Origin of the sequence: Chamaesiphon sp. OTE_8_metabat_110, from assembly GCF_031382685.1 — a bacterium.
In the GTDB taxonomy this organism is placed as follows: Bacteria; Cyanobacteriota; Cyanobacteriia; order Cyanobacteriales; family Chamaesiphonaceae; genus Chamaesiphon.
The window spans coordinates 1-15,078 of record NZ_JANMZA010000585.1 but is presented as its reverse complement, the minus strand read 5'-3'; the positions used below and the strand labels follow the sequence as shown (position 1 = coordinate 15,078).

The following is a 15,078-nucleotide window of genomic DNA, read 5'->3' as shown; positions in this document are numbered from 1 at the left end:
AGCTGATAAAGCTTCCTCACTTTCATCACCGAAACAATCAGCTAATGTTTGGCTGACTGATGAAGCGCTGATATCTTTAACTCCTGAATCAGGTCTCAATAAAAGAGCAGTTGAGTTTAGAAAACAACTGGAGACTTATTCGGGAGTTAAAGATATCAGCGCTTCATCAGTCAGCCAAACATTAGCTGATTGTTTCGGTGATGAAAGTGAGGAAGCTTTATCAGCTACACCAACGGATCTGAATTCTTTGGGATGTAGAAATTACAGTTTTAAATCTAGCAATAATATTTCTCGTGTCGTCGAGGGCGGAAATATTGTCTTGAATTCTGGCAAAAAAAGAGACCCTGTAACAGGGCTTCTTACAGATGAAGATGCAGTCCAGAATAATTATATGGCTTATACGTTGATTAAAAAATACGCTCCCCAAACGATCGCAATTCCATCAACGGAAGATTATGGGGGGCTAAATGCCTTGGAATACAAGTATGTATTAGAAGCAACTGCGAAAAAGCCCGCTAATTCAGAAACGACACCAGCAGGCAATGCAGCCAACAGCAGTGCCAACGTAGACCTGTCAATGACTTTTACAAATAGGGTCATATCTCTATTTCAATTTGCAATTTTTTACAATGGCGATCTAGAGTTTAACTCAACATCGCCAATGCAAGTCGAAGGTTGGGTACACTCCAATGCTAATATCTACGTCCAACCAGCCGGAGAACCCAGTCCTGCAAGCAAGTCTCTGACGACATTTTTGTCTAAAGTGTCGGCAGTGGGCAGTATCTATAACAGAGTCGATGCCTGGACACCGGGAGCCACACCTGGATCCCCTCGGACAGGAATTACCAGGCTTTTATTGACAGGCACTAGTTGTCCGGGTAATGACGTATTCCCACTTCCTGCACCTAGCCCCTCCTCAACTAACATCTGTAAAGACATCCCCGATTATAGTGCCAGCAACACAGATCCTCTGACTAGCACTCAAATTGATACGTTTGAGAAAAAATTACAGGCTGGTATCAGCAAGCTGAAGACTCCACCATCTAGTTTCACTAGAAAGCGTAGTTATCGGACGGACAAGGTTGAGATCGGAGAATATTTTGCCAAAGCTGATATGCGGCTGGACTTTGTACCCAATCGTGGCCGTACAGAAACGATTCCGTTCAGTGTAATTCCGTTCAATTTTACGGCGATGACAACTACTGGATCTGGTGCTTGCTCGACTACCGCACCAACTGGAAGTAACGATCCTGACGCAAATTACGTCGATCCAAAGCGGGAAGGACGGAGCGCGCTCAAGTGTAATAAGTTAACCAAAGGTCAACTTCAAAGCCTCCGTCAGCCTGTAATGGTGCTGACTAATATCAATCAGCCTGATACTACTCTTCGAGACACAGCACCAACCACCGCAGTTCCCAGTCCTCCTCGTGGTACTGAAAGCACAATTTTAGGTAGACCAGCGACATTACCAACTGCACCCGGTTTGCGTGGTTTAAATAATACAGATGACAATAAAAGTAAAATTCTGCGCGCTCTCCAAGTTGCACTAGTGTCTACACCAGCTCCGATTTCGGTAGATAGACTTGGGATTTCGTTCAATGATGCACGTTATCTTACTCCCTCCAATCCAGGTTACGATCTTACCTTGGCGGCTTTTAGAGCTGAATTTAGTCGTCTGCTCGATCGCTTATTTGTAGTACCAGTATCGGGTACCTTAACTTCTGCCCAACAGGATAATCAGGATGATAAACGCGACCTTTTAAACGTCTCACCAAATGAAATTGCAGCACTTCGGGGTGCGTGGTTCTTGCCTGCGCCAATTCAACAGGTAATCAAAACTAATACTAATGGCACTACTGCTGCTAGCCCCCCTAGTGGATTTTATGATGGTCGCGAGCGGCGATGGATCTCGGTACTCCAAACTAATATTGCTAGTTTAGCTGTCTGGAATCGAGATGGGTTGTATGTCAATGACAGTAATGCTTTGACGTCTGCTTATGCTGCAAGTGAGACCGATCGAAACAATGCTTTTAATGACGCAACCACTGCTAGCTATTCGACTAACGGACTAGCATTCGATCGAGCTACCGCCGCCAATATTGCCGCAGCAGTCCCAGCAATCACAGCTAAAGGTTTACAGACTCTAGGTTTAGGTTCGATCGATTCAACTGAGGGCGGTTTGGTCGTTCATGCCTCTGTTAACGATGACTTAAATGGGAATGGATCGATCGACACAACCACTGAAATTACAAAAGATACCACCAAGCCCATTGAGGAAACGAAAACTGTTGATGGAGTGACTACGACTACGACTATTGATTATTTCCGAAGATATCCTGGCGTTACAGGTACCCCAAAAAGTCCGTATGCCTTTGCTTTTACTGGTGGAGATTATTTACCAAATAACTTACTTTTGAGTAGCGATCAAGCCATCTATATTCAGGGAGATTTCAACAATAACACTATTAGAATGTCAGATGGAACCAAAAGGAACAGGATGTTAGATGGATCTCAACCTGTTATTCCTGACTTGACCGCTAATGATCCCAGCGATACTCGACAGTCTGCATCCATTATTGCGGACACAATTACCGTCTTATCAAATGACTGTATCAATCCGACAGCTCCTACTTTGGGAATACCTGCTGGTCAGTTAAACTGCGGCATTGGTGAAACTGGAGGTGGAGCCAATCTCGTGACTAAACCAATGGTCATCAATGCTGCTTTCTTGTCAAATACTGATGTGAGTAATGGAAATCTTGGTACTGGGAGAGGTTACGACGCTAGCAGCACAGCAAACAATAAATACAGTGGGGGTGTCAATAACTATATCCGGCTGCTAGAGGACTGGAACAATGCTGGTACTCCCTATACCCTCAACTATATGGGATCGATGATCAGTCTTGGTGCCCCATTAGAATATAGCGGTCGTTTCAAACCAGGTGGTGAGGCATCGTCAGGCAGTGGATCGACATTTGTTCCAGCCTCTTATTACAATATTCCGTTTCGGAGTTTTAGATATGACCCCAACTTTAACAGTGTCGATAAAATGCCTCCACTAACTCCAAAAGCATCGTACATCCAACAAAAAAACTTTAGTCGTAAATACTAATTTTTTGGATCTGTGATGTGGATCGCAGGCAGACAAAAACTATAAAGATATCTTTGATGAGCGACGATATCTTTATTATTAATTTACTAAACCCCGACAACTCCTAAAAATATGAAATACTCAAACATTCCTAGTTCTGTCATCGCTAAATACGCGCACATTTTGACCGGAATCGTCTTCGCTGCTACATCAGTGTTACCTTTGGCAACATCAGTGATGGCACAGGCAGGTCCTACGCTAACTGTCACAGCTAGGACGAGAACACCACTGATCCCTGCTAGCAGTGAAGTTGTCTATCGGATTAAGGTTAGCAATACAACTAGCTCTCCTGCCTACAGGGTAAAAGTGACTAACGTTTTACCTACAGGTTTTACATATAGTAAACACCTCACTACGCTCCAAAAAAAAGCTGTAAAGTTTGGTACCGCAGATAAATTTACCGATGCCGCATATACTAATAAGCCAGTGGCAGGAGCGAACACATTAGTCTGGGATAACATCACAATTCCAAACGGTGGTAGTATCGAGTTTATTTTCGCAGCGACCGCATCAGCGACCCCATCAACGACCCCATATTCAATGTCGAGCCTTCGAGTTGATTCTTATGGCTCTGCTACTGGCGGAACACTAACCACAACTACGGCTTCTGTGAGCGGTACGGAAGATGATGTTACGCTCAAACCAATTCCACCAACACCGTCTTTATCGATCGCACGTACCCCTATTACTTATGAGCCACCTATGTGTGCCATTCCAGGTGGTCAAGGTCTTGGTGTAAATCTGACTGGCATCGTTAATACATACTTTAAACCGACGTTGCAAACTGTAGCCGCAGAATCGAGAACCATTGCAATTGCGTCCGGTGCGGCTAAGGGTGCTGCTCAAGATATCAAACCAGGCGATTTAGTCTTGATCGTTCAAATGCAAGATGCAAGTATCAGTACTGCTGAGAGTGCTGCATACGGATCTGGAGATATTGTCAATCAAGGCAGTGGACAAACCAGTATGGGTAGTAGTGGTCTGTATGAATATGCTATTGCGGATTCTACAGTTTTAGCTGCCAGTGGAAATGTGAATTTAACCTTGAGAAAACCACTAATCAATACCTATACAAGTGCGGCTGCTACCACAAATAGCGGGCAGAAAAGATTCCAAGTAGTTCGTGTCCCTCAATATGCCAGTGCAACAATTCAAGGCACAATGTTTGCATCACCTTGGGATGGTAATGTTGGCGGCATCTTGGCTGTCGATACATTTGGAACTTTCGATCTAAACGGTCAGCGGCTCTCGGTGAATGAGGCAGGCTTTCGGGGTGGATTTGGTCTCAAAAACAATTATCTGATTGCTGCCCAAGAAGGTTTTGTGGCCAGGACAAATGTATATGGTATGGATTCTTCACAAAATGTACTTCTCAATTCAGATAAGTCTCCAACCACAGTTACAACGCAGAGAACTTTGGGGTCGGGTAAAGGAGAAGGCGTTGCTGGTACACCGAGGTTTGTATCGACTAAAGTGCTAGATGGTACCGAGAGTGGCACCTTGGCTCCTCGATGGACTGGTGATTTTATCGACAACAAGGCTGAAGGTTATCCCGGTGGAGATACGGGTAGAGGTGCCCCCGCCAATGCAGGTGGTGGCGGTAACGGTCACAACTCTGGTGGTGGAGGTGGTGGTAATGGCGGCAATGGCGGACAAGGTTCGATCGGTTATGGATTTACAGGTTCTGGATATACTAGTCTCATCAAAGATGCTGGCGGTCGTCCTGGCTCTTCTTCACTATTAAATACTCCTACACCGATGAAAGTATTCATGGGTGGTGGTGGTGGTGGTGGTGAAGCAAACCACGCTATGCAAGGTGTTCCTGGTGGTGCTGGTGGCGGAATTGTCATGCTTCGTGCCGGGACGATCGTGAATACTAGCACCACTTCTGCAATTATCTACGCCAATGGAGCGAAGGGAGAGCGGGGCGCACAAGGCACCAATCCTGATGGTGCTGGCGGTGGTGGTGCTGGGGGAACCGTGTTGATTCAATCACGAAATCCTACGACAGCTAGTATTACGATCGAAGCTAAAGGCGGCGCAGGTGGTAGCACAGAGCAAGATGCTTTCTATAATTATAAAAATTCTCCAGTTACTAATGCCTTAAGCCAAACCAATGGCAACGGATACAGTCCAGATGGCTACGTTTATGACCAAGGTCAGGAACCTCACGGGCCAGGTGGTGGCGGTGCTGGCGGTATCGTACTTTATAACGTTACTTCTAGTGCTACCATCACTCCCGTTGTTACTGGCGGAGCAAGTGGACTTACCGACGATCGTTCACCTTCAACGACACTCAAAGATGCTACCAACACGGTACTTCTCTCCACGTTAGGTGCTAAAACTCAGAACTCAAATGGAGCTACAGCAGGATCTTCTGGGCAAGTCGTTCGTTTTTCTAATAGCGACGATCGTTTTGCCGATTTAAATGCTCAAACTGCTTGCTCGCCATCAAATTTGGAGATAAAGGTTTCGACTACTACGAAAAGTGCAGCACCTGGCACTACGTTTGGCTACACAGTTACAGTCACAAATCCAGCCTCAAGTGGTGGCGCGACAGGGGTTATGCTTAACATTCCATTACCAACAGGTCTTACCTACACAAGTACAGACAGTATCAACCTCAATAGTGGAACTACTTCAGCTACTGGCTCTACTACTGCCAATCCTACAGCAGGATCGACGGTACCAACTTGGGGACCTTTCACGATTCCCCCAGGTGCAACTGTTGAGATCGTTTTCAAAGCGACCATTGGAGAAAGTGCGGCAAATGCGTTAGCTCCGTTCAGGGTAGATGCAGTTTACTCAAATCCTCTGCGCCTATCAGATACCGCATCAAATGCTACAATCACCAAGAGCTATGGCGTAGATCCAGCCGAAACAGGGGGCGACATCACAGTGACTAAACGCACTGTGCCATTGGTTTGGAACGTTTCCCCAACTGTCCGGATCGTCCGCAAATAGAATATTGAGTAGCTGTGGCAGCTAAAATTTAGCTGCCCAGATCTTTAAACAAAGCCGCCCAATATATTGGGCGGCTTTTGCTTGTTAAATGTAAATCGTTTAGTATTGTGGGCTAGGCAACGAGAGGATTAGTGGGTTTTAGAAGTCAGTTTTTTCTCATCAATATTCTAAATATTAGCTAAAATCTCCGCAGCGACTCGATCGCACACACCCGACTCACCCAAAGCCATCCGCATTTGACGATAATCAGCTAACATCCGATCGCGACATTCTCGATTTAAAATTAGTTCGAGACTTGCTGCTGTAATCCGATCGGGATTAGCATCATCCTGCATCAATTCTGGCACGATCGATCTCATTTCCACGAGATTGGGTGGCGATATGTAGGGAATCGCAAATTTGAAGACATTTTTAGCCAGCCAAGCAGTTACTCTACTCACTCGATAGATGACGACTTGCGGAATATTTAATAGTGCTAATTCTAAGCTAACGGTACCGCATTTAGTAATTGCTAAATCTGCTGCTGATAAAACTAAATCGGCATTTTGGGTAATGAGAGTCGCTTTAATTTGATATGAGTCGATCGCACATTCAATCTCCGATCGAAACTCATCGCGGGAGAGCGGAATCCAAAACCTCACGTTGGGTAATTTTGCCTGAAGTTGTTGCGCGGCTCCAAAGATAGCGGGTAACAAATATTTTAATTCTTGGCGGCGGGAAGCTGGAATCAGGGCTATGGCTACTTCTTCGTCAGCAATTCCTAATTTATCGCGGGCAATATCCCGACTGGATAGAGTCGCAACCCGATCGATTAATGGATGTCCGACAAACTTGACTTTTGCGCCGCGATCGGCATAATATTTCGCTTCTTCAGGGAAGATTGCAAAGATTTTATTAGTAAATTTAACAATGGCATCGCTCTTTTTATTCCCGATCGACCAAACCCATTCTTGTGGCGCAATATAATAAAAAATTGGGATATTAGTTAATTGCTGACTGATATAATTACCGAGTTCGATATTAGAAACTATATAATCAATTAAGATAACTACATCAGGCGGTGTGGTTTTTAAATACTTTTTAGCAAGGCTGCGGACTTGCCATGATGGTCGCAGATAAGCCAGCGCTTCCCACATCCCCATCGAACTAATTCCCGTAGTATCGGCGATGATTTTTGCCCCGGCTGCTGCCATTTTACGACCACCGAGCGCGACAATCTCTAGGTCAATTCCTAGTTTATCGGCTAGTCGCCTAAGTGCGGTGACGAGCAAGGCACCTTGAAGATCGCCAGATACTTCTCCTGTACTGATAAAGATGGTTTTCACGGGAAGAGAGGGTAGAGGGTAGAGGGTAGGGGGTAGAGGGTATCGGTCGGCTAGACTTCGTTTTCGCTGGCTTACCCCCCCAACCCCCCCTTATAAAGGGGGGGCTTTCGCTCCCTCCCCTTTATAAGGGGAGGGCTGGGGTGGGGTAAAGGGGCTATGCAGCAAATCAAATAACTTGTGTATACACAGTAGGGTAGGGGATAGGGGGCAATGGAATAAGTAACGTTAGTTTGGGTTAAGGATATTGGCTTCGCTCTAGCCCGCCGCCGATTGAAACCATCCTAACGGATACGCTTCGCGAGTAGGGCTAGCATTACAAAGTCCGCCTTCGCGGACTAAGATACTAGTCCGCGAAGCGAAAAGTGCGGTCTTGGGGTTTCCCCTGTCTTGTCGTTTTCTTATTCGGGGGGAACCCCCGAATAAAAACGCCGCAAGTAGAGCACCTTTTCAAGACAGGCGGACTTTGCATCATGAGCTGAGACTTCCAGTCTCCAGGCACTCTCCCATCCCCCAGTCCCACATCTACAGTTTGGCTAAAATTTCCGCAGCGACACGATCGCAGACACCAGGATCGCCCAGAGCCGATCGCATCTGAGTATAATCAGCTAACATCCGATCGCGGCGTTCGGGATTTAAAATTAGTTCGAGACTTTCACTAGCAATCCGATCTGGAGTAGCTTCATCTTGCAATAATTCTGGCACGATCGGTTTCATTTCCACTAAATTGGGTGGCGACATAAATGGAATCGAAAACTTCACCACATGTTTCGCAATCCAAGCTGTTACTTTACTGACTTTATAAACCACGACTTGAGGCACATTTAGTAACGCCAATTCGAGGCTAACTGTACCGCATTTAGTAATCGCTAAATCTGCTGCCGATAGTACGAGATCGGCATTTTCTGTGACTAAAGTTGCGTTAATTTGATACGCTTGAATCTGACTCTCGATCTCTGCCACAAAATCTGGGCGAGCTAGCGGAATCCAAAACCGCACATCGGGTAATCGATCCTGAATTTGACGAGCGGCTGCAAAAATGTCGGGGAGAATATAAGTTAGTTCTTGCTGGCGGGAAGCTGGAATCAAGGCAATGGCTACTTCACCATCGATAATTCCCAACTTGTCACGCGCGATTTCGCGGCTGCTAAGAGCTGCGACTCGATCGACTAAAGGATGCCCGACGAATGTTGCTTTAGCTCCCTGCTCGGTAAAATACTGGGCTTCGATCGGGAAGACTGAGAAGATTTCATTAATAAAACTAACGATTAGTTTAGCTCTTTTATGTTGTCTCGGCCAGACCCAATCTTGAGGAGCAATATAAAAGTCTATTTGGAGATTTGGAAATAAACTCTTGGCGTATGTACCGATACTAATATTAGGATCTACATAGTCGATAAGGATCAGCGCATCGGGCGGAGTGGCTTTTAGATACTGTTTGGCTAGATTTCGTGCTTGGATTGAGGGGCGCAAATAGGCTCGTGCTTCCCAAACACCGATCGAACTGATAAAAGTAGTGTCGGCGATGATTTCCGCGCCTGCTGCGGCCATTTTACTGCCTCCGAGCGCGACGATCTTCAAGTCGATACCCAAGCTTGCGGCTAACTGCTTGAGTGCGGTGACGAGTAAGGCACCCTGAAGATCGCCAGATACGTCTCCAGTGCTAATGAAGATGGTTTTCACAGGAAGAGAGGGTAGAGGGTAGAGGGTAGATGAGAGAGGGGGGTAGAAGATGTTTGAAAAGTCTAATTGCTCCGTTCATAGTGGGCAAATCCCCCTAAATCCCCCTTGGGAAGGGGGACTTTAAAAGCCCCCTTTCCAAGGGGGTTGGGGGATTTAGATCTTAAAACGCAGCAATTAGACTTTTCATCCCTACCCTCTACCCTCTAGATCAATCGCTTTTATTATCGATCGACTTACCAGGAATCGGGCCTCGCCGCTGATGATCCTTTTTACCATCGATCGATAGTCTCAGGAAGCGTTGGAAGTGTTGGATGCTTTCATAGCCTGCAAATAAATCTAAGTCGTCTAGTGCTTGAGCGATCGTTTTGTGAGAGTAATAAATCGTGCGAAATGCTTTTTTGAGAATGGCAATTTCTTCAGGTGCGTAGCCAGAGCGCTCCAAACCGACAAAGTTGAGCGAACGTACGCGAGCGGGAGTCCCTTCGACGATCGTAAATGGGGGTACGTCTCGCTGCACTCTAGTCATGCCGCCAATCATCGATAACCTACCCACGCGAACGAATTGATGGATACCCAGAACGCCGCTGATTACCGCTTCGGATTCGACGTAGACATCGCCAGCCAAGGATGTTGCATTGGCAATTTTGACATTATCTTCGATCGTGCAGTTGTGGGCGACGTGGACATATGCCATTAATAGATTGCGGTCGCCAATTGTCGTCGCTTCACCGATGCCTGTCGCGCGGTTGATCGTGACGTATTCCCGAATCCGGTTGTAGTTGCCGATTTTGACCCAGGTTTCGCCACCTTTATATTTTAAATCCTGACTTTCTAACCCGATCGCCGCGCCTGGAAAAATCTGATTGCCTACGCCAATTATCGTCGGCCCCTCAATGATGGCATGGGCACCCACTGTAGTCCCCGCACCAATCGTGACATTTTCGCCAATAATTGCGTAGGGGCCGATCTGCACAGTTGGATCGAGTTCCGCGCTGGGATGCACCACAGCGGTAGGATGAATTCGTGTCATTAACATTGCTACTCCAGCCATCTTGTCATTTTCCTACAGTCGGGTTGTCGCGGTCGGATGCTTGGCATTTTCGTTCGCCTCATGTCGGCTGCGCCGATTCGGATGGAGAACCCAATTTATCGTAGGGACTGAGATGGGTTGGTTGCTGATGCCATTTCCTATCTCACAATCGGACGATGTGGGGACACTATCTATAGCGGCGATAGTACAAGCCCGTTCGCAGTTAGGCTGTCGTAAGTCGGTTATTACCAGTAGACTAGTTCCTTACTCACTATTATGCCCACACTTGAAAGCGGCTGATACATTCGGTTGCGGTGGATCGCCATCGACAACGTTGCAATCAAATTTCTACCAAAGCAAACGTCAAGTCTCCAGCAGTGACTAATTGACCGTCAACTTCAGCGCGAGCGTGCATCTTGGCAAATCGACGACGTTTGAACGCTTGGAGTTCCACTGTCATGATTAATTGGTCTCCAGGCACTACTTGCTGGCGAAATTTGACGCCATCGATGCCTCTAAATACAAATAACCCTTCATTATATTCTGGCAGTTGAGTCAGGACAATTCCACCTACTTGTGCCATTGCTTCCACGATCATCACCCCTGGCATCAGTGGATGCCCCGGAAAGTGACCCTGAAAAAACGGCTCGTTAAAAGTGACATTTTTCAATCCAACCGCCTTCTCGCCCGGTACATAATCGATAATTTTATCGACCAAGGCAAATGGATAACGATGGGGTAGCAGCTTTTGAATTTCTTGGATATTAAAGGTAGTTTTAACTGGCTCTGATGCTGATTTTTCTAGAGACACGGCTTCGGCGACAGCGGTAATCGGATCTTGAGATCGATGGAGGGTGGTGGACATTAGACCTAATAGTTTAGTTATTGGTGGTGCGTTGATGACTGTTCACTGTTCTAATATCCCATTTCATGTAGCCTTTTTGCCAATTGGACATGTAATTGATGGCTGGCTTTGTAGGCGATAAAGTGCGCCTGGGGAAATTTGCCCAGCAGACTCAAATCGCCAATTAAGTCTAATAATTTGTGACGGGATGGCTCATTGGGGAATCGCAGTGGGGGATTTAACCATCGATCTTCATCGCAGACGAGGGCGTTTTCCAAAGTACCACCTTTAATCAAACCTGCCGATCGCAATCGATCGATCTGATGTGCCAATCCGAAGGTACGCGCGGGCGCAACCTGAGTGATAAAGTCATCTTTACCTGGTTGCCAACTGTGCCACTGATTGCCGATCGGGGCCACGTCAAAATCGATACCATAGGTAAACCGCAGTACTGGTGAAGGCACCGCCGCCACAAACAGATCTTCTTGGTAGATCCACACGGGTTCGGTCAGCACGCCAGCGGTAGCTAAATCGACCGCTAATGGGTTGGCTCGCGATCGAGTGAGTTCGGCGACCCAAACTCCAGCCGAGCCATCTAGCAGGGGCAATTCTGCGCCATCGATTTCGATCCGGGCGTCCTCGATGCCCAGTGCGGCTAAAGCGGCGAGCAGATGTTCGACAGTTCGCACGGATGCCCCGTTAGCACTCAGCTCTGTAGACAAGGTAGTTTGACTGACACTGCTAATATGCGCGGGAATCTCCGGCGCATTGGGCAGATCGACGCGCACGAAATAACGACCTTTGCCAGGATCTGTCGGCATAATTTTGACGGAGGTAGTCACGCCAGAATGCAATCCGACCCCCCGAACTTCACAAATTTTCGAGATAGACATTACACGATTGGGTAAAGGTGTCGAAACTCAAGAGTCGAGCGGTGTTAATTATGGCACGATCGCTCTAGTTTTAATACTTTTGACGGATAGTATTCTAGATCGAGATTGTGGAATCGAGTGGCAATCTAAGCCTCAAGTCGATCGTCCCGGAGGAGACAGATGCAGGATAATTATGGAAAACTACTCCCTTCTCAACCACCGATCCACTATCCACTATCCACTATCCACTATCCACTATCCACTACCCATGATTTCGATCGAATGCCTGAACCACAAATTCACAGATATTCAAGCTATTATTTTTGATAAAGATGGCACCCTCGAAGACTCTGGCAACTACCTCCGCAACCTCTCCCAAAAGCGTGCACGTCTGATCGATGCCCAAATCCCTGGTGTCGGCGAACCGCTGCTGATGGCATTTGGTGTCACCGAGCGAGGCCTAGATCCCGCCGGATTGCAAGCTGTAGGAAGCCGCTACGAAAATGAAATTGCCGCAGCGGCATATATCGCCGAAACAGGGCGAAGCTGGAGTGCGGCATTGGAGATTGTCAAAGGAGCATTCGATGAAGTCGATCGAGTCATGGAATCTACGCCAAATGCCATGTTTCCCGGCTGTCAATCCGCGATCGAGTCGTTATCGAGTGCGGGGCTAAAATTAGGCATCGTCTCCGCCGCCACGACTAGCCAAGTCGTCAAATTTGCTCACTATCACAAGTTACAGCCTTATTTTCAGGTACTCTTAGGCTCCGATCTCCAGTTCGCCAAGCCCGATCCGCGCCTCTTTCACTTCGCCTGTCAAGAACTCGGCGTCAAGCCCGCCCAAACCCTGATGATTGGTGACAGTACCTGGGATATGATGATGGGTTCTCAAGGCGGTGCAGCAGGCTGTATCGGCATCTCCTGGGGTCGATCGATGCAGCCGATCGGGATGGCGGATCTCACGATCGAGCAATTGTCCCAGTTACAAATTAGCCAGTAATCGCTCCTATAATTGAGATACGTCTCGTACACTCTTAACCCAGCAACCGCAATGGTTAAAACACCCTTCCAGTCTCGGCTTATCCCACCGCTAGAAAATGGCGACAGACTCACTCGCTATGAATTCGAGCGTCGCTACGATCCGATGCCCCAAAATAAGAAAGCCGAACTAATCGAAGGAGTTGTCTATATGGCTGCCGCTGCACTGCGCTTTAGAAGTCACGGACAACCCCATGCTAGTCTGCTAACATGGCTGGGAAATTATACCGTTGCAACTCCTGGGGTAGCACTGGGGGATGCGCCAACGGTACGTCTAGACTCAGATAACGAACCGCAGCCAGATGCAGTATTGTTAATTGAAGAACAATGCGGCGGTCGATCGCGGGTGAGTGAGGATGATTACATTGAAGGGGTACCAGAATTGGTAGTAGAAATCGCCGCTAGTAGTGCTGCGATCGATCTGGGTGACAAGAAACGCGCTTACCGTCGCAATGGTATCCCTGAATATATCGTCTGGCAAGTATTCGATCGCAAAGTTGATTGGTTTTGCTGGCAAGAAGGGGAATATATCTCTTTACCCATAGATGCCGATGGGACGATTCGCAGTCGCGTATTTCCAGGATTGTGGCTGGCTGTGGAGGATTTACTTGCCGGAAATATGGTGCAGGTTTTGGCAGTATTACAAGCAGGTTTGGCAGCAGCGGAGCATGATAAGTTCATGCAGCAGTTATCACAAGTAAGTGAATAATTTTAAGAGCATCGGTATTTAGATTGTAGGTTGGGTTTCGCCTCACTCTACCCAATCTACAATCTAATGTATTTTTTCTAGTTTCTGCTGTTGCTCGATATACGTCAGCCCGTACAGAATAGAGCTAGGTATGATAAAAGTCAAAACCATCGTTACAATAATACCGACTGTAAACTTAAACTCTTTTGACACGACAATAGATCGCGTCTTGAAATGAAGGAATATAGCTTTGCTAATCATGCCACTGATGCCACTAACCGCAAATACACAAATTAGGATTAGTACTAAACCCTCGCCAATTCCGTGTCCTGGTAAGTCTTTTCCCTCCGCAACAGTTCGAGCCATAGATTGAACTATTTCACGTAAAATTGATATGATTGTCGCACTAACGGCTATAAAGTAAGCCAATAAAAACTTTCTGTTCGGCACGACCTGCGCCACCAAAAAAGGAACGAAAGTAATAAAAACTAAGATAAATAATAGTTCAGTCATCGTTGGCGATCGCCTCTCCTGGAAGAATCGATCGCATTGCCAATAACTCTACCGCAGTGACAAATCCCGTACTCTCAGCCATTGCTTGTTTCAGTTGTGCTGTGTCAATGGCATCTTCACACGCTTCTAGTTTTGCCAAGTCTTTATTTGCAAACTTATCGTCACGATCGATCGAGTCAAAAAAGTCTTGATGTCCGTCTGTCTCGTTGGCTATTGGCATGGAGCGGAACTTACACTAGTTACATTGTTAGCATGACTTAGACGATCGATTGCTGTCAAGCGATAAATTTGATGCTAGTCATAACCTCAGCGGTTAGAAACCGCCGCACATGAAGCGCAGTAAGCTTACACGGACTAATAATGGTTGAGTCCGCGTAGGCGGACTTCGCATCATCAGCCACGATTTCAATCGTTGGCTCGCTGCGTAGCACGAAGCAATTGACTACGATTGGTCTACAATGATCTAGTCGCACGGCTTGCCGTCTACGATAGTAATCGCGTAAGTAGAGAAAACCAAAAACAATGACTAAGTTTGTATTCGTCACTGGTGGCGTAGTTTCGAGTATTGGCAAGGGCATTGTCGCCGCCAGCTTAGGGCGATTGCTCAAATCGCGCAACTATTCAGTCTCGATCCTCAAACTCGATCCTTATATCAACGTCGATCCGGGTACGATGAGTCCCTATCAGCATGGGGAAGTATTCGTCACCAAAGATGGAGCCGAAACAGACTTAGACTTGGGGCACTACGAGCGATTTACCGATACATCGATGTCGCGGCTCAATAGCGTCACTACGGGTTCGATCTATCAAGCGGTGATTAATAAAGAACGTCGTGGCGACTACAATGGCGGCACAGTTCAGGTGATTCCGCATATTACCAACGAGATCAAAGAACGAATCGATCGAGTCGCTAAAGATACTAATCCCGATGTGGTAATTACGGAGATCGGTGGTACTGTCGGCGATATCGAAT

The 15,078-nt window shown here is 46.9% G+C and carries 11 protein-coding genes and 1 pseudogene; 5 read left to right on the top strand and 7 right to left on the bottom strand.

Annotation, left to right across the window (positions count from 1 at the left end):
- A partial coding sequence (locus RMO52_RS21185; RefSeq protein ID WP_310418266.1) for a hypothetical protein occupies positions 1 to 3,112 on the top strand: 3,112 nt, incomplete at its 5' end.
- 111 nt (positions 3,113 to 3,223) lie between these two features.
- Positions 3,224 to 6,115 carry a hypothetical protein gene (locus RMO52_RS21180; RefSeq protein ID WP_310418264.1) on the top strand — a complete coding sequence of 964 codons (2,892 nt, stop codon included), beginning with the start codon at positions 3,224 to 3,226 and terminating at the stop codon, positions 6,113 to 6,115.
- Positions 6,116 to 6,282: 167 nt separating this feature from the next.
- On the opposite strand, the gene lpxB (RMO52_RS21175) is transcribed toward RMO52_RS21180, so the two are convergent.
- The 5 genes from lpxB (RMO52_RS21175) to lpxC form a co-directional block, all read right to left on the bottom strand.
- A complete protein-coding gene (lpxB, locus tag RMO52_RS21175) occupies positions 6,283 to 7,440 on the bottom strand; it encodes a lipid-A-disaccharide synthase (protein WP_310418261.1) in 1,158 nt (385 codons plus the stop codon).
- A gap of 522 nt (positions 7,441 to 7,962) precedes the next feature.
- Positions 7,963 to 9,120, bottom strand: coding sequence for a lipid-A-disaccharide synthase (lpxB, locus tag RMO52_RS21170; protein WP_310418258.1), 1,158 nt, complete (start codon positions 9,118 to 9,120; stop codon positions 7,963 to 7,965).
- Positions 9,121 to 9,328: 208 nt separating this feature from the next.
- Positions 9,329 to 10,171 (bottom strand): acyl-ACP--UDP-N-acetylglucosamine O-acyltransferase, encoded by an 843-nt coding sequence (gene lpxA / locus RMO52_RS21165; RefSeq protein WP_310418255.1) that lies wholly within the window; start codon positions 10,169 to 10,171, stop codon positions 9,329 to 9,331.
- Between the two features lie 319 nt (positions 10,172 to 10,490).
- Positions 10,491 to 11,015: a 3-hydroxyacyl-ACP dehydratase FabZ gene (gene fabZ / locus RMO52_RS21160; protein WP_310418252.1), complete on the bottom strand. Its 525-nt coding sequence runs from the start codon at positions 11,013 to 11,015 to the stop codon at positions 10,491 to 10,493.
- 50 nt (positions 11,016 to 11,065) lie between these two features.
- Positions 11,066 to 11,887, bottom strand: coding sequence for a UDP-3-O-acyl-N-acetylglucosamine deacetylase (lpxC, locus tag RMO52_RS21155; protein ID WP_310418249.1), 822 nt, complete (start codon positions 11,885 to 11,887; stop codon positions 11,066 to 11,068).
- A 247-nt stretch (positions 11,888 to 12,134) separates the two neighbouring features.
- On the opposite strand from lpxC, the gene RMO52_RS21150 reads away from it, so the two are divergent.
- Both RMO52_RS21150 and RMO52_RS21145 read left to right on the top strand, forming a co-directional pair.
- Complete coding sequence (locus tag RMO52_RS21150) at positions 12,135 to 12,866, top strand: HAD family hydrolase (protein WP_310418247.1); 732 nt, start codon at positions 12,135 to 12,137, stop codon at positions 12,864 to 12,866.
- Positions 12,867 to 12,917: 51 nt separating this feature from the next.
- A complete protein-coding gene (locus RMO52_RS21145) occupies positions 12,918 to 13,613 on the top strand; it encodes a Uma2 family endonuclease (protein WP_310418245.1) in 696 nt (231 codons plus the stop codon).
- A gap of 63 nt (positions 13,614 to 13,676) precedes the next feature.
- On the opposite strand, the gene RMO52_RS21140 is transcribed toward RMO52_RS21145, so the two are convergent.
- Together RMO52_RS21140 and RMO52_RS21135 are read right to left on the bottom strand one after the other, a co-directional pair.
- Entirely contained in the window at positions 13,677 to 14,105 is a 429-nt protein-coding gene (locus RMO52_RS21140) for a hypothetical protein (protein WP_310418242.1), read from the bottom strand.
- Positions 14,098 to 14,325, bottom strand: a complete 228-nt coding sequence (locus RMO52_RS21135) for a hypothetical protein (RefSeq protein ID WP_310418239.1) — start codon at positions 14,323 to 14,325, stop codon at positions 14,098 to 14,100. The genes RMO52_RS21140 and RMO52_RS21135 overlap by 8 nt, the downstream gene beginning before the upstream one ends.
- Positions 14,326 to 14,627: 302 nt before the next feature.
- Here RMO52_RS21135 and RMO52_RS21130 point away from each other — a divergent pair.
- Positions 14,628 to 15,078 (top strand): annotated as a pseudogene (locus RMO52_RS21130) (CTP synthase); the annotation flags it as partial.

Coding starts and splice junctions, on each gene's coding strand:
- RMO52_RS21180 (WP_310418264.1), top strand. CDS start 3,224: ATGAAATACTCAAACATTCCTAGTTCTGTCATCGCTAAATACGCGCAC.
- lpxA (WP_310418255.1), bottom strand. CDS start 10,171: ATGGCTGGAGTAGCAATGTTAATGACACGAATTCATCCTACCGCTGTG.
- fabZ (WP_310418252.1), bottom strand. CDS start 11,015: ATGTCCACCACCCTCCATCGATCTCAAGATCCGATTACCGCTGTCGCC.
- lpxC (WP_310418249.1), bottom strand. CDS start 11,887: ATGTCTATCTCGAAAATTTGTGAAGTTCGGGGGGTCGGATTGCATTCT.
- RMO52_RS21150 (WP_310418247.1), top strand. CDS start 12,135: ATGATTTCGATCGAATGCCTGAACCACAAATTCACAGATATTCAAGCT.
- RMO52_RS21145 (WP_310418245.1), top strand. CDS start 12,918: ATGGTTAAAACACCCTTCCAGTCTCGGCTTATCCCACCGCTAGAAAAT.
- RMO52_RS21140 (WP_310418242.1), bottom strand. CDS start 14,105: ATGACTGAACTATTATTTATCTTAGTTTTTATTACTTTCGTTCCTTTT.
- RMO52_RS21135 (WP_310418239.1), bottom strand. CDS start 14,325: ATGCCAATAGCCAACGAGACAGACGGACATCAAGACTTTTTTGACTCG.